This window comes from Streptomyces sp. NPDC102467, assembly GCF_044765445.1.
Lineage (GTDB): Bacteria > Actinomycetota > Actinomycetes > Streptomycetales > Streptomycetaceae > Streptomyces.
In genome coordinates, this window is sequence record NZ_JBIWKA010000023.1 from 68,396 (window position 1) to 88,890 (window position 20,495).

The window sequence follows — 20,495 nt, forward strand, 5'->3', positions numbered from 1 at the left end:
TCACGGCCATGGGGCGCTTCACTTGATCTGCTTAATTTCGGCCTTAGACGGTGAGTCCCCGAGACGGGGGCAAGCCCCACCGTTCATCTGAAACATCCGCAGATCGCACGCCGCCACAGACAGACAAGAGGCCGGCGGCTCCTGGAAGGAAAACCCGAAGGTGAAGCTTCAGCGCAAGAACCGGCTCCGCGCCCTCTCTCTCGGCGCTCTCGCCGTCTCCGGCGCCCTGGCCCTCACGGCGTGCGGCTCCGACGACACCAACAGCACCGGCGGGGGCGGCTCCAGCTCGTCGGCCAAGGCCGGCAACATCAAGTGCGACGACGCCAAGGGCCAGCTCCTTGGCATCGGCTCCTCGGCCCAGGCCAACGCGGTCGACGCCTGGCGCCAGGCCTACGCGCAGGCCTGCTCGGGCGTGCAGATCAACTACAAGCCCGACGGATCGGGCGCCGGTGTCACCGCGTTCAACCAGGGCCAGGTCGCCTTCGCCGGCTCCGACTCGGCGCTCAAGCCCGAAGAGGTCACCGCCTCGAAGAAGGTCTGCAAGACCGGCCAGGGCATCGACCTCCCGATGGTCGGCGGCCCGATCGCGGTCGCGTACAACGTCTCGGGCGTCGACAACCTCGTCCTGGACGGCCCGACCCTCGCCAAGATCTTCGACTCGAAGATCACCAAGTGGAACGACCCGGCGATCGCGAAGCTCAACCCCGACGCGAAGCTGCCCTCCACCAAGATCCAGGCGTACCACCGCTCGGACGAGTCCGGCACCACGGACAACTTCACCAAGTACCTCAAGGCCACGGCCGCGAGCGACTGGAAGTACGAGGGCGGCAAGGCCTGGCAGGCCAAGGGCGGCCAGTCCGCACAGGGCTCGTCCGGTCTGGCCCAGCAGGTCAAGCAGACCGACGGCGCCATCTCCTACTTCGAGCTGTCCTACGCCAAGGACGGCGTGAAGACCGTCGACATCGACACGGGCGCCGCCGCCCCGGTCAAGGCCACCACGGAGAACGCCTCCAAGGCGATCGCCGACGCCAAGATCATCGGCACCGGCAAGGACCTCGCCCTGGAGCTGAACTACGCGACCAAGGCCGAGGGCGCCTACCCGATCACCCTGGTCACGTACGAGATCGTCTGCGACAAGGGCAACAAGTCGGACACCCTCGCCGCGACCAAGTCCTTCCTGACCTACACGGCCTCCGAAGAGGGCCAGGCCGCCCTCGCCGACCTGGGCTACGCCCCGATCCCCACGGAGATCAACGCCAAGGTCCGCGAGACCGTCGCCAGCATCAGCTGACCCGCGTGCGGGCCGCCCCACACCACGGGTGGCCCGCACCGTCCGGTGCACCGCCGCCAGAAGTCCCGTACGAGACCGCCGAACGCGGCAAAGGACTTCGCAGACCGGAGACCCCCATGGACAACACAGACATAGCCACGCAACCACCCGCGCCACCGGCGCCCGCCGATCGCCCGACCCCCGCCCAGCAGAAGCGCGCCGAACGCGGCGCCACCCGCCCCGGTGACCGGATCTTCCTCGGTCTCTCGCGCGGCTCGGGCATCCTGCTGCTGGTGATCATGGCCGCGATCGCGGTCTTCCTGACCTACCGCGCCTCGCTGGTCCTCTCGAAGAACGAGGGCAACTTCCTCACCACCTTCGAGTGGAACGCGACCGCGACCCCGCCCGTCTTCGGCATCGCCGTCCTCGCCTTCGGCACGATCGTCACCTCGATCATCGCCATGCTGATCGCGGTCCCCGTCGCCGTCGGCATCGCGCTCTTCCTGACGCACTACGCGCCGAAGAAGCTGAGCGGCGTCATCGGCTACGTGATCGACCTGCTGGCCGCCGTGCCGTCCATCGTGTACGGCCTGTGGGGCGCCCTCTTCCTGGTGCCGCACATGACCGGCCTCTACAGCTGGCTCGACGACTACTTCGGCTGGACCGGCATCTTCTCCTGGCAGGGCGGCGCCCCGCGCACCCTGCTCGCCGTCGGCGTCCTGCTGGCGATCATGATCCTGCCGATCATCACGAACGTCTCCCGCGAGGTCTTCCGACAGGCCCCCCAGATGCACCAGGAGGCGGCCCTCGCGCTCGGCGCCACCCGCTGGGAGGTCATCCGCATGTCGGTGATCCCCTTCGGCCGCTCCGGTGTGATCTCCGCGTCGATGCTCGGCCTCGGCCGCGCGCTCGGCGAGACGATGGCCGTCGCCACGGTCCTCTCCCCCGACTTCCTGATCCACGCCAGCCTGCTCGACCCGGGCGGCGGCACCTTCGCACAGAACATCGCCGCGAAGTTCTCCGAGGCCAACGACCAGGGCCGCGACGCCCTCATCGCCTCCGGTCTCGTCCTCTTCGTCATCACCCTGCTGGTCAACGGCGCCGCGCGGATGATCATCGCCCGCCGCAAGGAGTACTCGGGGGCCAACGCATGAGCCACGCGACGACGCCCACGCCCGCGCCCGCGAAGCGCCCCTCCTCCCTGCACGGCGCGCGCCTGCCCAAGTGGTCCCCCTGGGCCATCGCACTCGGCTCGGTCGCCGCGGGCTGCGCGATCGGCCTGATCGGCGGCCTGACCAGCCACATCCAGTGGGGGCTGCTCGCCGCCCTGCTCTTCGTCCTCGGCACCTACGGCCTCGCCGCGAAGGTCGAGGGCCGGCGCCAGGCCAAGGACCGGGTCGCGACCAGCATCGTCTGGGTCGCGTTCATCCTGGCCGTGATCCCGCTCGCCTCCCTGGTCTACGAGACGGTCAAGCGCGGCATCACCGTCCTCGACCCGTACTTCCTGTCGCACTCGATGGGCTTCGTCACCGCCTACCAGCCCGGCGGCGGCATCTACCACGCGATCCTCGGCACCCTGGAGCAGGTCGGCCTCGCCACCCTGATCTCGGTCCCGATCGGTCTGCTGACCGCGATCTACCTGGTGGAGTACGGCCGCGGCAAGCTCGCCAAGGCGGTGACCTTCTTCGTCGACGTCATGACGGGCATCCCGTCGATCGTCGCGGGCCTGTTCATCCTCAGCTTCTGGATCCTGATCCTCGGCTTCGGCTTCTCCGGCTTCGCCGGCTCGATGGCCCTGTCCATCCTGATGATCCCGGTCGTGGTCCGCTCCACCGAGGAGATGCTCAAGCTCGTCCCGAACGAGCTGCGCGAGGCCTCCCTCGCCCTCGGCGTCCCGAAGTGGCGCACGATCCTCAAGGTCGTCCTGCCGACCTCGCTCGGCGGCATCCTGACCGGCGTGATGCTGGCGGTCGCCCGCATCGCGGGCGAGACGGCCCCGGTGCTGCTGCTGGTCTTCGGAAACCCGCTGATCAACGGCAACCCGTTCGACGGCCCGCAGGCCTCGCTGCCGCTGTACATCTACCAGCAGTACGCGAGCAGCGGCGGCAGCGAGGCGGCGTACGACCGCGCCTGGGCCGCGGCCCTGGTCCTCATCGCCTTCATCATGATCCTCAACCTCGTGGCCCGCGGCGTCGCCCGCTGGAAGGCCCCGAAGACGAGCCGCTGACGCGGCTACAGCGCTACGGCGCTCTCAGCGACTCAAAACCGGAAGTGAACTGACCCCATGGCCAAGCGAATCGACGTAAGCGGACTCACCGCCTTCTACGGATCCCACAAGGCGATCGAAGACATCTCGATGACGGTCGAGCCCCGCTCGGTGACGGCCTTCATCGGCCCCTCCGGCTGCGGCAAGTCGACCTTCCTGCGCACCCTCAACCGGATGCACGAGGTCACCCCCGGCGGCCGCGTCGAGGGCAAGGTCCTCCTCGACGACGAGGACCTGTACGGCACCCACATCGACCCCGTCGCCGTGCGCCGCACGGTCGGCATGGTCTTCCAGCGCCCCAACCCCTTCCCCACGATGTCGATCTTCGACAACGTGGCGGCGGGCCTGAAGCTCAACGGCAGCTACAAGAAGTCCGAGCTGAACGACGTCGTGGAGAAGTCCCTCAAGGGCGCCAACCTCTGGAACGAGGTCAAGGACCGCCTGAACAAGCCGGGCTCTGGCCTCTCCGGCGGTCAGCAGCAGCGCCTGTGCATCGCCCGCGCCATCGCGGTCGAGCCCGACGTCCTGCTCATGGACGAGCCCTGCTCGGCCCTCGACCCGATCTCGACCCTCGCCATCGAGGACCTGATCGGCGAGCTCAAGGAGCGCTTCACGATCGTCATCGTGACGCACAACATGCAGCAGGCGGCCCGCGTCTCGGACCGCACGGCGTTCTTCAACCTCTCGGCGGTCGGCCAGCCCGGCAAGCTCGTGGAGATCGACGAGACGGAACGCATCTTCTCCAACCCGTCGGTCCAGGCCACGGAGGACTACATCTCGGGCCGCTTCGGCTAGGGGCCGGCCGCCCTTGACCCGGACTCCTCGTGGCGCTGCATGGCGGTGCCGCCACGAGGCTGGAGAGCCCGCCCCGGTAGGGGGCGGGCTCTCACTTTGACCCGGCCAGGGGCGCGGGGAACTGCGCGCCCAGCCACGAAAAAGCCGCGGTCGCGTCTGCTCATGTACCGAGCAGACGCGACTGCGGCTTATACGTGGCTGAGCCCCAGCGGGGCTTATCCGAAGGCCAGCCAGACAATCCCGTACGAAGCGGCAGCGACAAGCGCCGCGGCCGGCATCGTGATGAACCACCCGATCACGATGTTCTTGGCGACGCCCCAGCGCACGGCGTTCATACGCTTCGTCGCCCCGACACCCATGATCGCCGAAGTGATGACGTGCGTCGTCGAGATCGGCGCGTGGAACAGGAACGCGGACCCGAACATGATCGAGGCCCCCGTGGTCTCCGCGGCGAACCCCTGCGGCGGATCCAGCTCGATGATCTTGCGACCCAGGGTGCGCATGATCCGCCAGCCACCGGCATACGTACCGAGCGACAGCATCAGCGCACACACGATCTTGACCCAGACCGGAATCGGGTCCTCGAAGCTCTCGTGACCGCCGATGACCAGCGCCATGACCACGATGCCCATGGTCTTCTGCGCGTCCTGCAGACCGTGGCCGAGCGCCATACCGGCCGCCGAGACGGTCTGCGCGATACGGAATCCGCGCTTGGCCTTGTGCGGGTTGGAGCGCCGGAACATCCACATGATGAGCGTCATCACGAGGTAACCGACGACGAGACCGATCACCGGCGACGTGAACATCGGGATGACGATCTTGTCGAGCACCCCGGACCAGTAGACGGTCGTCCCCCCGGCGAGCGCGGCGCCGACCATGCCACCGAACAAGGCGTGCGAGGACGAAGAGGGCAGCCCGAAGTACCAGGTGACGAGGTTCCAGACGATCGCGCCGGCCAGCGCCGCGAAGAGGATCCCCATCCCCTTGTTGCCCTCGGGGGTGGCGATGATGCCTTCGCTGACCGTCTTGGCGACCCCGCTGCCCAGGAAGGCACCGGCGAGGTTCATCACCGCGGCCATGGCGAGTGCCGCACGGGGCGTCAGCGCACGGGTGGATACGGATGTGGCGATGGCGTTCGCGGAGTCGTGAAAGCCGTTCGTGTACGTGAATCCGAGCGCGACGCCGATCGTCACGATCAGGGTGAAGGTGTCCATGAGCCGGTCAGGACTCCTTCACGGCGATCGTCTCCACCGTGTTGGCCACGTGCTCGAAGGCGTCAGCCGCCTCTTCCAGCACATCGACGATCTGCTTCAGCTTCAGAACTTCCATGGCGTCGTACTTGCCGTTGAAGAGCTGGGCGAGCAGCTTGCGGTGGATCTGGTCGGCCTGGTTCTCCAGCCGGTTGACCTCGATCCAGTACTCGGTGAGGTTCGCCATGGTGCGCAGGTTCGGCATGGCCTCGGCGGTCAGCTCGGCTGCCCGGGCGAGGACCTCGATCTGCTGCTCCACACCCTTGGGAAGCTCCTCCACCTGGTAGAGGACGACCAGGTCGACGGCCTCTTCCATGAAGTCCATGATGTCGTCGAGGCACGAGGCGAGGTTGTAGATGTCCTCGCGGTCGAACGGCGTGATGAACGAGGAGTTGAGTTGGTGGAAGATCGCGTGCGTTGCGTCGTCACCGGCGTGTTCGGCTGCCCGCATCCGCTCCGCGATCTCGGCCCGGGCGGACGTGTCCGCTCCGAGCAGTTCCATCAGGAGCTTCGAGCCCGTGACGATGTTGTCCGCGGATGCGGCGAACATGTCGTAGAAGCTCGTCTCCCTGGGGGTCAGACGAAAGCGCACGTGGGGTCCTCGGGGTGCTCTGGATTGGGTCAGGCTGATGCTAGGCGCATCATCCGGCCACGGCTAACCGGCGTTCCCCCAGTGTCGCCCATCAGGCACAGTGATCAGCACGGGGTCCCGCGAACCGGCAGGACCCCCGGAAAGTCCGGTATCATATACCCGCAGGGGGTATGTGGAACCACCACGGGAGGTCGGACACGATGACCACGGACGCGAGCCAGCCGGCGGCGGACGCCGCACAGACGCCCACGGCCGGGGCCACCGAGATCGTGACCGACCACGACCGCGGCATCCACGGCTACCACTACCAGAAGGACGAGCACCTCAAGCGCCTGCGCCGCATCGAGGGCCAGATCCGCGGCCTGCAGCGGATGGTCGACGAGGACGTCTACTGCATCGACATACTCACGCAGGTCTCTGCCTCCACGAAGGCGCTGCAGTCCTTCGCGCTCCAGCTCCTCGAGGAGCACCTGCGGCACTGTGTCGCCGACGCCGCGGTCAAGGGCGGCGACGAGATCGACGCCAAGGTCGAGGAGGCCACGAAGGCGATCGCCCGGCTGCTGCGGACCTGAGTACCGCGTACGAGAGGGCTGCGTACCTGACGAGTTCCCCGAGCGAGGGCTGGGCCCGGGGTCCTTGCCCTCGGTATCAGTCCTCGCCGCTCGTACCGCCGGGCAGCGCGTCGGCCACCCGCAGCACCTCATCGATCCGGTCCGCGCTCAGCCGCCCCTCCGAGGCGGCGGACGCCGCGATGATCAACTCACCGCACAGCTCGATCTCGGCGAGGGCGACGTGGTCCTGGACCGCTGTACCGCTCAGGGGAGCCACGTTCATCACCTCTTCCAGCCATCGTCGGTCGACTTCCCAGAGTAGGGAGCACCGCACGGGCCGCGCATGGCACGGAAGAACCATTTCCGGCCCCCGACAGGACCCCTATTTCTCTGCTACCCGGCCCGCGTAGATGTCCTTCTTCCGCGGCAGCCGGACACTCGCGGGCTTCCCGAACCCGTAGAGCAGGGTCGTCGACGCCACCGCGACGTCCTTCTTCTCCTGGGCGTTGGCGAAGCTGAACCGGTGCCTGACCTTGCGGATGAGTCCCTCGTCGTCGAGGTACACGTCGAACGGCACCGGCGAGGCGCCGAACCCTTTCGCCGCCGCGGCGATCGCCCCCTTGTTCCCCGCGGACGCCGCCTTCGCCGCGACGAGAAGATCGACGGTCCCTTTGTAATGGCGGGTCCGCACACCCGCGATGTCGCTCTCACCCACATACGTCACGGCATGTGCGCCCCGCAGGAGTTCGGCCGCGGCGAGCGGATCGGTGGCGCCGCCGGTGACCAGATTGCCGTCGGTCAGCGAGGCCGTCTCGACCCGCACCCACTTGTCGGCGGGCACACCCGCGCCGCGGTTCTTCATGAAGAGGGCGCCGGGAGCGAGCAGTTCGGTGATCGGCCGGTGCTCCTGCGCGCCGGCCGCGTCCTGCGGCAGCTGCACCTTCAGCTCGCCCAGACCTCTGCGGTAGTCGTAGACGCCGGTGCCCCGAACAGTGACCCGCGTGCCACCGCTGGCCATCTCCATCGACGTACGCGCCTGCGAACTGCCCTCGCGCACCAGCCGGTCGGCGGCCTGGCGGACGACCCGGGCCGGATCCGCGGTCCGGTCACCCGCCGCGGCGCCGCCGCCGCAACCGGCGGTCCCGGCCACGATTCCCGCCGTGGCGAGGGCCGCCGCCGCTCGTCTCGTCGGGCGCCTGTGCTGCACCACCATCGCTTGTCTACCCCCAAGCTGTTCCGTGCGTCTGCGGCCCCGCTGCTGACCGGTTAACGACGAGTAGGGTCGACCGTCACGCGAACGGTGGTTTACCCGAGCCCGTTACCGTGGCCGCGTGGCGCAACAGCAGCATGATCATGCGACGACGGTCGTGGAACAGGGCCGGTTCTGCCTGGCCCGGTGCACCTGCGGCTGGCGCGGCCCCGCGAGAAGGGCCCGCAGCAGAGCCCGCACCGACGCGGAGGACCACGTCCAGGCCGCCTAGGGCCTGTCTGACATTTCCCGTCTGCCGGCGCGACGCCTGGCCGCCCTTCGGGCAACGACGGGAACTGTCAGACAGGCCCTAGAACCCGCCCTGGCGGGCACCGGGAACCCGTGGCTCACAGATCTCGTCTTGCACCACGGGAAGCAACCGGTGGCCCAGGGAGACACGGCATGCAGCGGCGTACGTTCATCACGGCCTCGGCGGCCGCAATCGGCGCGGGCGCGATATCCGCCTGCAGCGCGGACGGCGGTGCCTCGTCCGGGCCTTCGTCGCCCGCGTCGCCCACGGCCTCGTCCTCGGCCCCGCTCCGCACCACGAGCGCGAGCGCCTCATCGACGGTCCGCGCCGCGGCGAACCTGGACGCGCTGGCCAAGGACCTCGACGGTTCCCTCGTCCGCCCCGGCCAGTCGGCGTGGGCGGCGGCCCGCCAGTTGTACAACACCCGCTTCGACGCGCTGAAGCCGAGCGCGGTCGCCTACGTCGCCGGGCCGGACGACCTCCGGACGACCCTCGCGTACGCCCGCGCCCACAAGGTCCCGGTCGCCATACGCAACGGCGGGCATTCGTACGCGGGCTGGTCCTCGGGCAACGGCCGGCTGATCCTCGACGTGTCCCGTATGAAGACGGTCCGCGCCTCCGGCGGCGAGGCCGTGGTCGGCGCGGGCGCCAAACTCATCGACGTCTACCGGGCCCTGGCCGCGAAGGGCGTCACGATACCGGCGGGCTCCTGCCCCACGGTCGGCGTCTCCGGCCTCACCCTGGGCGGCGGCCACGGAGTGGTCTCCCGCGCCTACGGCCTGACCTGCGACAGCCTGACGCAGGCCACGATCATCACGGCGGACGGCAAGCAGCTCACCGCCGACTCCTCGACGAACAAAGAGCTGTTCTGGGCGCTCCGCGGCGCGGGCAACGGCCAGTTCGGCGTGGTGACGGAGCTCCGCTTCAAGACCCACCCGGCGCCGCAGGCCGTCTCCGCGTACATGACGTGGCCCTGGTCGAAGGCGGCGACGGTCCTCAAGGCCTGGCAGAAGTGGGGCCCCGACCAGGCCGACGAGATCTGGTCGTCGCTGCACGTGGCGAACGCGGCGGGCGGGCGCCCCACGATCTCCGTATCGGCCTTCTCGCTCGGCACGTACACCGAACTGCAGAACGCGGTGGACCGCCTCGCCGACGGCCCCGGCGGTCCGGGCCCGGCCACCTCCGTCTCGCTCAAGCGCCGCTCCTACGAGGAGTCGATGGAGGTCTACGCGGGCTGCTCCGCCTTCTCCTCCGACGCCCAGTGCCACCTCCCCGGCGCCACCCCCGGCCGCTCCGCGCAAGGCGCGCTGCAGCGCGAGACCTACGCGGCGCACTCGGACTTCTTCGACCGCTCGCTGTCGGACGCCGGCGTGCGCGCCCTGCTCAAGCAGATGGAGGCGGTGACGGCGGGCGCGGGCTCCGTCGCCCTCACCGCGCTCGGCGGCGCGATCAACCGGGTCGACCCGACGGCCACGGCGTTCGTCCACCGCCGCTCGCGGATGCTCGCGCAGTACATCGTGTCGTGGCGGGCCGGCACCTCCGGCACGGCCGCCCAGGGGTGGCTGAAAAAGGCCCACACCGCGATGCGCCCGTACGCGTCGGGTGCGGCGTACCAGAACTACACGGACGCGACCCTGACGGACTGGAAGCAGGCCTACTACGGCGCCGCCGCCGACCGTCTGACGAAGGTGAAGCGCAGTTACGACCCGTCGGGCTTCTTCAGCTTCCCGCAGGCGCTGTAGGGCGCCTCACCGGGCCGCGCGGGGCCGGATCGGGCAACCCCCACCCCGTATGGACCACGCGACACGCCCTCGGGTGGCCCAAAGCACCGGGCGGGGTTGCGCTGGACTCATGAACAAGCCCCGAATAGTCGCGGCCTCCGCGGCCTCCGCCGTCGTCCTCACCCTGGGTGCCGCCGTGGCGGCCGCCCTTGACGACGGATCAGCACACTCCGAGGCGGGCCCGCTCGCGGCGGCCTCCGCGACCGTGGCGCTGGCCGCCGCCGCCACCGGACTCTCCCGGTCGCGCGCGGGCAGCCGGGCGACTACGCGGCCAGATCCCGCTCCTCGGCCGAGCCGGACCCCCGGGCCTCTGGAAGCTCCACCGCTCCCGGAGCCGGCACCACAGACCTAGGCGCCCACACCAGCCATCCGGCACGGGACCGCCCGATCGCCCTGGCCAGCGGCGTGAGCAGCGCCGACGCGAGCGGCGAGAGCAGTAGCGCGACAGCGGTGCCGAGCGCGAACCCGCCGATGACGTCGGTCGGGTAGTGCACGCCCATGAAGACCCGGCAGAACCCCTCGATCACGGCGAGGGCGATCCCGGCGAGGCCGAGCTTGCGGTGGGCGACGAAGAGCGCGGCGCCCATCGCCATGGCCAGCGTCGCGTGGTCGCTGACGAACGAGAAGTCGTTCTTCCCCGTCACCAGGACGGTGAGCCCGTCGTGGTCCTTGAAGGGCCGCGGCCGCTCGACGAAGGACCGGATCGGCGCGTTCACCAGGACCGCGGCGGCCGCGGCGAGCGGCGCCCACACCACGGCGGCGACGGACGAGGCGGCGTCGTCGAGCGCGCCCCGGCGCCGGGCGCCCCACCAGCACCACACCACGACGACCACGAGCCCGAGCAGAATTCCGTACTCGCCGACGAACTCCATGGCCTTGTCGAACCAGCCCGGTGTGGCGTCCGTGAGCCCATTGATGTCGTAGAGCAGCGAGACGTCAGGGTTTGATCCGGAACTCTCGAGTGCCTCGAGTCCAGCCATGATTCAGCGGCCCCTTCGTCTTCAGCCACCCCCGTGGTCTGTTTTCCGGTTCAGCAAGAGGAACGCACATTCCCGTTCCCAACGTTCCGCACTCCACCGAACGATCACCCAGACGTTATCGAAGAGAGATGGAAACCCGCAGCTCAGGGCCGGGCGTTAACGGAGAGTTCAAGCCACGTCACACTTCGGGTGACGTGCTGGGCAAAGCCTCTGCGCCGTCCTCGGTGACCCGCGTCGCGCCGAAGTAATCCGGCGTGTCGACGGGGTCGAAACGGATGACCGCACCAGGTCGCGGCGCGTCGATCATGTAACCGCCGCCGACGTAGATGCCCACGTGCCGGATGGCGCGGCTGTTGCTGAGATCGTCCGAGAAGAACACCAGATCTCCCGGCAGCAACTCGTCCCTTTTCGGGTGCGCCCCGGCGTTGTACTGGTCATTGGCGACGCGCGGCAACTCCACGCCCACCGCCTCGTACGCGGCCTTGGTCAGCCCGGAACAGTCGAACCGCCCACCCTGGTCCGCCGTCCCGTTCCCACCCCACAGGTAGGGGGTGCCCAGCTTTTTCTGCGCGTAGTAGATCGCCGCCGCGGCCTGCTGCGAGGGCTGCACCCGCCCCACGGGCCTGGCGAACGACTTCTCCAGCGTCGTGATCGTCTTCACGTAGTTCTGCGTCTCCCGGTACGGCGGCACGCCCCCGTACTTGATGACGGCGTACGCCCCCGCGTTGTACGCGGCGAGCATGTTCTTCGTCTGATCGCCGGGCGCGTCCTTCACGTACGAGGCGAGCTTGCAGTCGTACGAGGCGGCCGAGGGGATCGCGTCGTTCGGGTCCCAGATGTCACGGTCCCCGTCGCCGTCCCCGTCGACACCGTGCGCGGCCCAGGTCCCCGAGATGAACTGCGCGATGCCGTACGCCTTCGCGGGAGACGTGGCCTTCGGGTTGAAGCCGCTCTCCTGATAGAGCTGCGCGGCGAGCAGCGCCGGGTTGATGGCGGGGCACATGTTGCCCCACTTCTGCACCAGCGACTGGTATGCGGCGGGCACAGCGCCCTTGGCGAGCCCGACGGCCCCCTGACCGACCCCGTTCGTCAGGCTCCCGGCCGCCATGTACGTACCGACGACGAGCAGGCTCACGAACCCGGTCCCCCCGGCGACGGCCGATCCTGCGACGATCCACGCCTTACGCACCGTCAACCGCCCTTCGCCGCACGGGAGTCCACCGGCGTCACAGTCTAGAGCCGTCCCGGCCGCGCGACCGGCAGTTCACCGGCGGCTCCCCGGGCGCCAGGACACCGCGAACCGTCGTTGCCCGGCGTGACCAGGCGTGATACACAGAGTGACCATACGTTCCCTCGCATACGGAACCGCCCCGCGAGGCGGCCCCGCGACCGCGGGACCGTACGAACTCGGCCAACGAATGGCGCCAAGTGTGCAGGCATCAGCGCCAATCTGGGTCAGAATGGGCCTGACCTCTGCGCTGCGGCGGAGGCGACAGAACTACCCACATGGGGCGGTGAGTTACACATGCTGATGGCAGCCGAAAAGGGCGACATCACGACCATTATCGGCGGGATCGCCCCCGACTGGGGCCCGTTCGGGAGCCTGGGCAACGAGGCACGCGTAATGATCGAGGTAGTGATGGCGGTGGCCATCCTGCTCTGCCTCGGCATCGCGATCTGGGGCGCGGCCAAGCAACGGATCGGGGCCACGGCCCTGCGCGACACCTTCAGCGCCGAACAGGGCAAGGGGTTGATCGTCGCGGGCCTGACCGGGGTTTTCATCATCGGATCCCTCGGCACGCTCTTCACGATCGTGTACGGCATGGCCGTGTAGCCCGGCGGCCCCCGGTCCCCTCGCCGCATGTCCCGCGGCGGGCACGCCGTCAGTTTCGGTCCGGTCCCACCCGGTTACCTCTAATAACCCCTCTACACCATCCGTCCTGTCGTGCCCACCGGCTGAGGTTGCGTCTCCCTGATGTCCAGTCACCACACCGCGCCCGCACGGGAACCAGTGCGGCTACCGTCGTATGCGGCGTATTCGACGGTTCAGCACGAGGTTGAGGGGACGTGCGCGCTATGAGTGTCGACGACCGGCGGGACGACGACGTCTACGGCGGCACCGGGCAGACCCGGACGCGGCTCCCCGAGGGCTCGGGCGGCGACGTGTACGGAGGCGCGCGAAGAGGCGGCCGCTCCTCGTCCCGTTCCCTGGTCACCGTGGTCGGCGTCGTGGTGCTCCTCATCGCGGCGATCGCCTTCGCGAACCGGGGCGACGACGGTGCCTCCGGCGGCTCCGCGAAATCGGACAACGGCCCGAAATCCTCTCCCACGTCACCGACCGGCACGAAAGCGGTGGGGTCGGGGTTCGCCCATGATGAGCAAGGGGTGCAGTCGGCCGCGGCGAATTATGCGGTCCAGCTCGTTTCGGCGGACATCCTCAAACCGGACCGCAGGCCCGACATCCTGGCGCGGCTGTTCGTCGCCGACCGGGTGAGCTCCCTCCAGGCGCGGTTCGACAACGCGTACTCGAAGGACTTCCTGGCCAAGGTCGGCCTCGACGAGAACGGCAACGCCGCCGCGGGTCAGACCTACGTCTCCCGCACCGTGCCGGTCGGCACCAGGACGACCGCCTACGCCGACAGCACGGCGACCGCCGAGGTCTGGTGCACCGGTGCCTTCGGCACGGCCGGGGAGGCCTCGAAGAACCCGGTGACCAACGACTGGTTCACCATGACGCTCAAGCTGCGCTGGGTGAACGGCGACTGGAAGGTCGAGAGCTTCTCCCAGAAGGACGGCCCGTCCCCCGTGAACGGCGACAACAAGGTCTCGTCGGCCGACGAGATCGCCAAGGCCGTCGAGGAGTACGGAGGGTTCACCTATGCCCGGTAGCCGACTCGCGCTCAAACTCACCGGCACCGCCGTCGCCGTACAGACAGCGGTCGTCCTCCTCTCGGCCCGCGCCGTCGCGGCTCCCGAGGACAACTGCGACCTCATCGTGGGTCCCGCCAAGCAGTACTGCCAACGCGGCAACAAGAAGAGCGCCCCCACAGGCGGCAATCTGGCCCCCGACACCACCAACCCCCTGGACCCACTCTCCAGCCTCGCCAAGGGCTGCGCGGAAGCCGCCTCCTGGACCGTCGACCAACTCAGCGAAGCCGTACAGAAGACCGCCGACGTCGACTTCACCAACCAGAAATTCCTGCAGCAGTACGCCGTCGTCTTCGCCGCGTCGGCCGTCCTGACGATCGTGCTGTGGCTGCTCGCCGTCGCCAAACGAGCCGTCCGCGGCGTACCGCTGACCACCGCGATCACGGAAGCCGTCGGATTCCTCTGGCTGACCGTGGTCGCCTCGGCCTTCACGCCCCTGATCCTGTACACGATCGTCTCCGCCACGGACGGTGTCACCGACGTACTGGCCAAGGCGACGGGCAACCAGACGGACACGTTCTTCGGAACGTTCTCCGAGGCCCTCAAGCAGGGCGACGACATCGGCGGCGGCCCGATCATGCTGATCGTCGTGTCGCTGGTCTCCATCGTCGCGGCCGGCGTGCTCTACATGGAGCTGTATCTGCGGGCCGTGCTGCTGTACGTAGGCGCCCTGCTCGGCGTCGTCGTGTACTCGGGGATGGTCGACAAGAACCTGTGGGGCCATGTCCGCCGCTGGGTCGGGATCATGGTCGCCATCATTCTCGTCAAACCGGTCATCGTGATCGTGCTGGGTCTCGCCGGCGCGCTCACCACCGGCAACGGCGGGCCCGACTCGCTGGCCGCGGTCGTCTCAGGACTCGCCATCGTGCTGCTCGCCATCTTCGCGAGCGGCATGATCTACCGCTTCGTCCCGGGCTTCGGCGACGAGATGGCCAACGTACGAAAGAACCGCATCATGCAGGGCGCGGAGGGCAAGGCGGCCGCCGCGTTCACCTCGCCCGCCTCGCTCGTCTCGCAGGGCATCAAGACCCACAGCGCCCGTCCGGACAGCGGCGGTGGCGGTGGAGGCGGCGCCAGCCAGGCCCGTCCCGCCAACCCCGTGTCCGGCGGCGTGGCCGCGCACAGCACGCGCCCGGCCGCCGGGGGCGGCGGCGGATCTGTCCCCTCCGCCGCACCCCCGCCCCGTACGAGCCCCACGAACACCCCGCACGCGGGTAACCGCGGCAGCGGGGGCGGCAATTCCGGCTACAACAGCAAACCGCAAGGAGGTGCAGGGCGTTGACGACCCAGTCCCATGTGTCCCCTCCGGTCACGCCCCGCCGTACATATCTGATCGGCCGCGCCCGGCCGAACGCGATCGTCGGCAGGAACCGTGAGTCCGGTGAGATCGCCCTGATCATCGGCGGGGCGTTCCTCGGCATGATGTGCGGGCTGCTCGTCCCTGTCCTGTCCATGCGGATCGTGCTCCTCATGGGGTTCCCGCTCCTTGCCCTGGCCGCGGTCTACGTCCCGTACAAGCACCGCACCTTCTACAAGTGGTTCGAGATCAACCGCAGTTACAAGCGCTCCCTCAAGCGGGGCACCGCCTACCGTTCGCGCACGATGGAGGCCGGGGTCCGGTTCGACGGGCGCGAGGTCGAGGTCGGGCCGCCGCCGGGCATCGGGCGGCTTACGTGGCTCGCCGCCCCGTTCGGCCCGGACGAGATCGCCGTCCTGCTCCACGCCGACCGGCGCACGGTCACCGCGGCCATCGAGATCGAGGGTCCGGGCGTCGGGCTGCGCGACTCGGAGGACCAGGAGGCGCTGGTCGACCGGTTCGGCACGCTGCTGAAGCACGTGGCGAACGGGGACGGGTTCGTGACCCGCCTCCAGATGCTCGCCCGCACCCTGCCCGCCGACCCGGACGCGCACGCCAAGGACGTCGCCATGCGCGGCGACGACCGTTCCCTGGGCTGGCTGCAGGAGTCGTACGACCAACTGCAGTCCATGGTGTCGACCAGCAGCGAGCAGCACCGCGCCTACCTCGTGGCCTGCATGCACTTCACCCGCGAGCTGGCCTCCGAGGCGAACGCGATGGCGCGGGCCACCCGCCCGAAGGCCGGCAAGAAGGTCGACAGGGACGCGGGCCTCGCCGTCGTCATGGCACGCGAGCTCACCGACATCTGCTCGCGGCTCCAGGAAGCCGACATCCGCGTACGGCAGCCGCTCGGCCAGGGCCGCCTCTCCTCGCTCATCCACTCCATGTACGACCCGGACCACCCCATCGACCACATCCAGGCGATGACGAAGCGGAACGCCTGGCCGGCCGAGCTCGACGCGATGGAGCCGACCTACCTCCAGGCGAAGACGCGGGAGTCCTCGACGCGCGCGCCCTGGTGTCACGCCACCGCCTGGGTCAAGGAGTGGCCGATGACGCCGGTCGGCGTGAACTTCCTCGCGCCGCTGCTGGTCCACACCCCGGACGTCATCAGAACCGTCGCCGTCACGATGGATCTGGAACCGACCGAGGTCGCCATCGAGCGGATGCTCACCGAGAAGACCAACGACGAGGCGGACGCGTCCCGCGCCGCCAAGATGAACAGGACCGTCGACCCGCGCGACATCGCCGCCCACGGCCGCCTCGACCAGCGCGGCGAGGACCTGGCGAGCGGAGCGGCGGGCGTCAACATCGTCGGCTACATCACGGTCTCGTCCCGCAACCCGGACTCGCTCGCCCGCGACAAGCGCACCATCCGGGCCTCGGCCGGAAAGTCGTACTTGAAGCTGGAATGGTGTGACCGGGAGCATCACCGGGCGTTCGTGAACACCTTGCCGTTCGCCACCGGCATCCGACGGTAGGCCCGTGTCCCACAAGGCCAGAAGGTAGGCGCTGCTCATGCGGGATCCGTTGTCCCTCCTCACCGACGCCTTCACCTCTTTTCTGTTCGGAAAGGTGGAGACGTCCCGGCTGCCCGTGCGTACGTCGACGGGGCAGGCCCAGGCCGTCTACCTGCCGACCGCCGCGCCCGGCCTCGGCGACTCCGGCGTGATCATCGGGCGTGAGGTCTACTCCGGCAAGGGCTACATCTACGACCCGTTCCAGCTGTACGGGCAGCAGCTGCCCGCCCCGCACTGGCTGGTCCTCGGCGAGTCGGGCAACGGCAAGTCGGCCCTGGAGAAGACCTACGTACTGCGGCAGTTGAGGTTCCGGGACCGGCAGGTCGTCGTCCTCGACGCGCAGGGCGAGGACGGGGTCGGCGAATGGAACCTCATCGCGCAGGAGCTGGGGATAACCCCCATCCGGCTCGACCCGACCGCCGCCCTGGACATGGGGATCCGGCTCAACCCGCTCGACCCGGCGATCACGACGACCGGGCAGCTCGCGCTGCTCCGGACGATCATCGAGGTCGCGATGGGCCACGGCCTGGACGAGCGGTCCGGCTTCGCGCTCAAGGTCGCGCACGCCTACGTCAACGAGACGATCGTCGAGCGGCAGCCGGTCCTCACCGACATCGTCGAGCAGCTCCGCCACCCCGAGCCGGAGTCGGCCGAGGCGATGAACGTGGCCATAGAGGACGTACGGGCCTGGGGCCTCGACGTCGCTCTGGTCCTGGACCGGCTCGTCGACGGTGACCTCCGCGGCATGTTCGACGGCCCGACGACGGTCGGCATCGATCTCGACGCCCCACTGATCGTCTTCGACCTCTCGCACATCGACCGCAACTCGATCGCGATGCCGATCCTGATGGCGATCGTCGGCGTATGGCTGGAGCACACCTGGATCCGCCCCGACCGGAAGAAGCGCATCTTCCTGGTCGAGGAGGCCTGGCACATCATCAACTCGCCTTTTGTGGCGCAGCTGTTCCAGCGGCTGCTGAAGTTCGGGCGACGGCTCGGCCTGTCCTTCGTGGCGGTCGTGCATCACTTGAGCGACGTGGTGGACGGGGCGGCCGCGAAGGAGGCGGCGGCCATCCTCAAAATGGCGTCCACGCGCACGATCTACGCCCAGAAGGCGGACGAGGCACGGGCGACGGGGCGGGTCCTCGGGCTTCCCCGCTGGGCCGTGGAGATCATCCCGACCCTCACCCCCGGCATCGCGGTCTGGGACGTCAACGGCAACGTCCAGGTGGTCAAACACCTGATCACCGAGACGGAACGGCCCCTGGTCTTCACCGACCGCGCGATGACCGAGGCGTCCGACGCGTCGCTCGCCGACGACGCCCTGCACGCGGCCGAGCTGGAGGCCGAGGAACGGGCGGCGTCCTTCGTCGAGCAGCGGCTCAGCGATTCCTCCGAGTCCACGGTGGCGTGAGGTGGCGTGCTGATGCGGGACGAGCGGCGATACCCCGACGGGCGTGACCAGCGCGGCCGGGGCATTCCCGACGGGCTGCTGGTCGGCGTCCTGGCGTTCCTGCTGGGCATGACGATCATGGTGTGGACGGCGACGGGCCTTGCGGGCCTGTTCACCAAAGGCGCGTGGCCTTCGCAGGTGACGTTCGGTCATACGCCGCTGGCCATACGTTATTTGGTCGCCAAGCCGCACGATCTGCCGGGCGCCTGGCCGAACACCCCCGGGGCGGAACTCTCCGGGTACGGGCTCTTCTGGGGGCTGTTCATCGGCCAGTTGATGATCCTTGTGGTGCTGGCCATTTTCGTGGCGGGCACGGTGGCGAGATGGCGGGCGGTACGGGCGGGGCGCGGCCCGGTCGCCGGGCCGGTCGCCCAGCCGATGGTCGCGGGGCCGATGGTCGCGGGGCCGATGGTCGCGGGGCCTGCTTCCGAGCCGGTGCCAGCGCCTGTTCAGGGGCGCGAGGGTGTACCGGTCAGCGGACCATCCGCCCCGGCGCGCGAACAACCACAAGCACCGGTGGCTGCGGCGGCCACACACGCCGGACCCCCGGCCGGACAGACACCGGAGTTCCACCCCGTCGAGCCCGCCCCGGCGCCTGCTGTGGCCCCGGCGGCCCCGGCCGACCCCTCCCCCGTCCCGGCCCCCCGCGGCCCCCTCCTCCTCGGCCCACCGACGGACCGCCACCCGCTGGCCGTACAGGCGATCCAGGACGCCGAGGGCCCCGCCCTCGTCATCACCTCGGCCCCCTGCGTCTGGGAGGAGACCAAGGACGCGCGGGCCAAACTCGGCCCCGTCCTCCTCTACGACCCGGCCCACCGGTGCGACACCCCGGCCCGCATGCACTGGAACCCCGCCGCGGGCTGCGAGGACAGGGCCACGGCGGTCACCCGCGCGGCGGCGCTGCTCGCCCCGACCCGGCCGACGGCCAAGCTCGACTCCGCGGTGGCCGAGACCGCCGACACGCTGCTGCGCAGCTACCTCCACGCGGCCGCCGTCGACGGCAAACCGTTCCGCCACGTCCACCGCTGGGCCCAGGGCAGTCAGGTGCAGGACGCCGTACGCATCCTGCGGACGAGCCCGAAGGCGGCCGCCGGCTCCGCGGGCGAACTGGAAGCGGCGCTCACCTCACACCCCGAACGCCGCGACATGGCGCAGGAGTTGACGGCCCGCGCACTGTCCTCGCTCTTCTCGGTCCACATCCGCGAGGCCTGCACCGCCAACCGAACTGATGCGCTCACCCTGGATTCCTTCATCGACGAAGGGGGCACGCTTTATGTGGTGGGCGAAGCCATCGAGGACCCCAAGGGGAATCCCGGTGCGATGCCGCTGCTGACGGCCCTCGCCTCGAGCGTGGTCGAGCACGGCCGCCGCATGGCCGAAAGGTCACCCGCCGGTCGGCTCGACCCACCAATGACGCTCGTCCTGGACGACGTCGCGGCGGTGGCTCCGCTTCCCCAGCTACCGGAGCTGCTGGCCACCGGAGCGGGCCGGGGCCTGCCGACCCTGGCCCTGCTCCGCTCCCGCGAACAGGGCCGCAGCCGCTGGCCGGACGCCGAACTCCCGGCGGTCTAGGCGCTGTTCCCGGTGGCGTACAGCCGCAGGAAGACCCGCACTCCGCTCTCCACCCGCGCGTCGACCTCCGCCCTCGGCATCGGTACGACCCCGAAGAATGTGTCCACGGTGACAGTCCCCGCGGTCAGCAGCGTGAAGTACCGCGCCGCTTCGAGGGAGTTGGACTCCTCGACGTTCAACAGGCCCTGCGCACCCAGCTCGACGAACCGCTCGCGCACCGCTTCCGTGACGGCTCGCGGCCCGGTCCGCTGCCACTCCTCGATGACGTCGGCGGGCAGATGCGGTCCCTCCGAGATGATCTGCCGGACGAGCAGCATGTGCGGGGCGTGCTCGGCGCGCCCCGCCATCCACTCGCGCGCGAGGGCCCGAATGTCCTCCCCGATGTCCGTCACCTTGCCCAAGTGCCGCTCGATGAGAGCGACATGGGCAGCGGTGACCTCCGCGGCGCTGTCCATCAGCACTTCACGGAACAGGTTCTTCTTGCCGCCGAAGTGGTTGTAGAGCGTACGGGTCGAGACGCCGGCCTCGGCCGCGATCTCGTCGATGCCCGCACGCGCATAGCCCTCGCGCCCGAAGACCGTGCGCGCACCGCGCAGCAGCGCCTGCCGCTTCTCGGCCGTGCCCTTGCGAGGGCCCGGCCCGTCCTGCTCCGCCATACGTTCCTCCGTCACCGCCGTCCAG

At 69.4% G+C, this 20,495-nt stretch carries 20 protein-coding genes; 13 read left to right on the forward strand and 7 right to left on the reverse strand.

What is annotated here, in order from left to right; genetic code table 11:
* The first annotated feature begins 160 nt into the window (after positions 1-160).
* From pstS to pstB, 4 genes are all read left to right on the forward strand, one after another.
* A complete protein-coding gene (gene pstS, locus ACIREE_RS37290) occupies positions 161-1,291 on the forward strand; it encodes a phosphate ABC transporter substrate-binding protein PstS (RefSeq protein WP_404162735.1) in 1,131 nt (376 codons plus the stop codon).
* Positions 1,292-1,407: 116 nt separating this feature from the next.
* A complete protein-coding gene (gene pstC, locus ACIREE_RS37295) occupies positions 1,408-2,424 on the forward strand; it encodes a phosphate ABC transporter permease subunit PstC (protein WP_404162738.1) in 1,017 nt (338 codons plus the stop codon).
* Positions 2,421-3,497, forward strand: a complete 1,077-nt coding sequence (gene pstA, locus ACIREE_RS37300) for a phosphate ABC transporter permease PstA (protein ID WP_404162741.1) — start codon at positions 2,421-2,423, stop codon at positions 3,495-3,497. The genes pstC and pstA overlap by 4 nt, the downstream gene beginning before the upstream one ends.
* Positions 3,498-3,554: 57 nt before the next feature.
* Positions 3,555-4,331 (forward strand): phosphate ABC transporter ATP-binding protein PstB, encoded by a 777-nt coding sequence (gene pstB / locus ACIREE_RS37305; protein WP_404162744.1) that lies wholly within the window; start codon positions 3,555-3,557, stop codon positions 4,329-4,331.
* A gap of 215 nt (positions 4,332-4,546) precedes the next feature.
* Here the strand turns inward: pstB and ACIREE_RS37310 are convergent, their stop codons facing one another.
* Both ACIREE_RS37310 and ACIREE_RS37315 read right to left on the reverse strand, forming a co-directional pair.
* Positions 4,547-5,545, reverse strand: a complete 999-nt coding sequence (locus ACIREE_RS37310; protein WP_404162746.1) for an anion permease — start codon at positions 5,543-5,545, stop codon at positions 4,547-4,549.
* Positions 5,546-5,552: 7 nt separating this feature from the next.
* A complete protein-coding gene (locus ACIREE_RS37315) occupies positions 5,553-6,173 on the reverse strand; it encodes a DUF47 domain-containing protein (RefSeq protein WP_404162749.1) in 621 nt (206 codons plus the stop codon).
* Positions 6,174-6,373: 200 nt separating this feature from the next.
* On the opposite strand from ACIREE_RS37315, the gene ACIREE_RS37320 reads away from it, so the two are divergent.
* Entirely contained in the window at positions 6,374-6,745 is a 372-nt protein-coding gene (locus tag ACIREE_RS37320; protein WP_404162752.1) for a metal-sensitive transcriptional regulator, read from the forward strand.
* Between the two features lie 76 nt (positions 6,746-6,821).
* On the opposite strand, the gene ACIREE_RS37325 is transcribed toward ACIREE_RS37320, so the two are convergent.
* Entirely contained in the window at positions 6,822-7,007 is a 186-nt protein-coding gene (locus ACIREE_RS37325; RefSeq protein WP_404162755.1) for a hypothetical protein, read from the reverse strand.
* Positions 7,008-7,106: 99 nt separating this feature from the next.
* A complete protein-coding gene (locus ACIREE_RS37330) occupies positions 7,107-7,937 on the reverse strand; it encodes a hypothetical protein (protein ID WP_404162758.1) in 831 nt (276 codons plus the stop codon).
* A 118-nt stretch (positions 7,938-8,055) separates the two neighbouring features.
* On the opposite strand from ACIREE_RS37330, the gene ACIREE_RS37335 reads away from it, so the two are divergent.
* Complete coding sequence (locus tag ACIREE_RS37335; RefSeq protein WP_404162760.1) at positions 8,056-8,205, forward strand: hypothetical protein; 150 nt, start codon at positions 8,056-8,058, stop codon at positions 8,203-8,205.
* 170 nt (positions 8,206-8,375) lie between these two features.
* Positions 8,376-9,965 carry an FAD-binding oxidoreductase gene (locus ACIREE_RS37340; protein ID WP_404162763.1) on the forward strand — a complete coding sequence of 530 codons (1,590 nt, stop codon included), beginning with the start codon at positions 8,376-8,378 and terminating at the stop codon, positions 9,963-9,965.
* Positions 9,966-10,267: 302 nt separating this feature from the next.
* Here the strand turns inward: ACIREE_RS37340 and ACIREE_RS37345 are convergent, their stop codons facing one another.
* On the reverse strand, positions 10,268-10,984 hold the full coding sequence (locus ACIREE_RS37345; protein WP_404162765.1) for a phosphatase PAP2 family protein: 717 nt from the start codon (positions 10,982-10,984) through the stop codon (positions 10,268-10,270).
* Between the two features lie 178 nt (positions 10,985-11,162).
* A complete protein-coding gene (locus tag ACIREE_RS37350) occupies positions 11,163-12,173 on the reverse strand; it encodes an NlpC/P60 family protein (protein ID WP_404162817.1) in 1,011 nt (336 codons plus the stop codon).
* A gap of 336 nt (positions 12,174-12,509) precedes the next feature.
* On the opposite strand from ACIREE_RS37350, the gene ACIREE_RS37355 reads away from it, so the two are divergent.
* The 6 genes from ACIREE_RS37355 to ACIREE_RS37380 all read left to right on the forward strand — a co-directional run bounded on the left by ACIREE_RS37355 (position 12,510) and on the right by ACIREE_RS37380 (position 19,814).
* Complete coding sequence (locus ACIREE_RS37355; protein WP_404162768.1) at positions 12,510-12,818, forward strand: hypothetical protein; 309 nt, start codon at positions 12,510-12,512, stop codon at positions 12,816-12,818.
* 242 nt (positions 12,819-13,060) lie between these two features.
* The gene (locus ACIREE_RS37360) at positions 13,061-13,873 is read left to right on the forward strand and encodes a hypothetical protein (RefSeq protein ID WP_404162771.1); all 813 of its coding nucleotides are present in this window, start codon (positions 13,061-13,063) and stop codon (positions 13,871-13,873) included.
* Positions 13,863-15,194, forward strand: coding sequence for a hypothetical protein (locus ACIREE_RS37365; protein WP_404162774.1), 1,332 nt, complete (start codon positions 13,863-13,865; stop codon positions 15,192-15,194). Before ACIREE_RS37360 ends, ACIREE_RS37365 begins: the two co-directional genes overlap by 11 nt.
* Positions 15,191-16,750, forward strand: a complete 1,560-nt coding sequence (locus tag ACIREE_RS37370) for an SCO6880 family protein (RefSeq protein ID WP_404162777.1) — start codon at positions 15,191-15,193, stop codon at positions 16,748-16,750. The genes ACIREE_RS37365 and ACIREE_RS37370 overlap by 4 nt, the downstream gene beginning before the upstream one ends.
* Positions 16,751-16,787: 37 nt before the next feature.
* Positions 16,788-18,203 (forward strand): ATP-binding protein, encoded by a 1,416-nt coding sequence (locus tag ACIREE_RS37375; protein WP_404162780.1) that lies wholly within the window; start codon positions 16,788-16,790, stop codon positions 18,201-18,203.
* 12 nt (positions 18,204-18,215) lie between these two features.
* A complete protein-coding gene (locus ACIREE_RS37380) occupies positions 18,216-19,814 on the forward strand; it encodes a type IV secretory system conjugative DNA transfer family protein (RefSeq protein ID WP_404162820.1) in 1,599 nt (532 codons plus the stop codon).
* On the opposite strand, the gene ACIREE_RS37385 is transcribed toward ACIREE_RS37380, so the two are convergent.
* Complete coding sequence (locus ACIREE_RS37385) at positions 19,811-20,485, reverse strand: TetR/AcrR family transcriptional regulator (protein ID WP_404162783.1); 675 nt, start codon at positions 20,483-20,485, stop codon at positions 19,811-19,813. The two genes, ACIREE_RS37380 and ACIREE_RS37385, sit on opposite strands and share 4 nt — an antisense overlap.
* Positions 20,486-20,495: the final 10 nt, after the last annotated feature.

Coding starts and splice junctions, on each gene's coding strand:
- pstC (WP_404162738.1), top strand. CDS start 1,408: ATGGACAACACAGACATAGCCACGCAACCACCCGCGCCACCGGCGCCC.
- pstA (WP_404162741.1), top strand. CDS start 2,421: ATGAGCCACGCGACGACGCCCACGCCCGCGCCCGCGAAGCGCCCCTCC.
- pstB (WP_404162744.1), top strand. CDS start 3,555: ATGGCCAAGCGAATCGACGTAAGCGGACTCACCGCCTTCTACGGATCC.
- ACIREE_RS37310 (WP_404162746.1), bottom strand. CDS start 5,545: ATGGACACCTTCACCCTGATCGTGACGATCGGCGTCGCGCTCGGATTC.
- ACIREE_RS37320 (WP_404162752.1), top strand. CDS start 6,374: ATGACCACGGACGCGAGCCAGCCGGCGGCGGACGCCGCACAGACGCCC.
- ACIREE_RS37325 (WP_404162755.1), bottom strand. CDS start 7,007: ATGAACGTGGCTCCCCTGAGCGGTACAGCGGTCCAGGACCACGTCGCC.
- ACIREE_RS37330 (WP_404162758.1), bottom strand. CDS start 7,937: ATGGTGGTGCAGCACAGGCGCCCGACGAGACGAGCGGCGGCGGCCCTC.
- ACIREE_RS37340 (WP_404162763.1), top strand. CDS start 8,376: ATGCAGCGGCGTACGTTCATCACGGCCTCGGCGGCCGCAATCGGCGCG.
- ACIREE_RS37345 (WP_404162765.1), bottom strand. CDS start 10,984: ATGGCTGGACTCGAGGCACTCGAGAGTTCCGGATCAAACCCTGACGTC.
- ACIREE_RS37355 (WP_404162768.1), top strand. CDS start 12,510: ATGCTGATGGCAGCCGAAAAGGGCGACATCACGACCATTATCGGCGGG.
- ACIREE_RS37360 (WP_404162771.1), top strand. CDS start 13,061: ATGAGTGTCGACGACCGGCGGGACGACGACGTCTACGGCGGCACCGGG.
- ACIREE_RS37365 (WP_404162774.1), top strand. CDS start 13,863: ATGCCCGGTAGCCGACTCGCGCTCAAACTCACCGGCACCGCCGTCGCC.
- ACIREE_RS37375 (WP_404162780.1), top strand. CDS start 16,788: ATGCGGGATCCGTTGTCCCTCCTCACCGACGCCTTCACCTCTTTTCTG.
- ACIREE_RS37380 (WP_404162820.1), top strand. CDS start 18,216: ATGCGGGACGAGCGGCGATACCCCGACGGGCGTGACCAGCGCGGCCGG.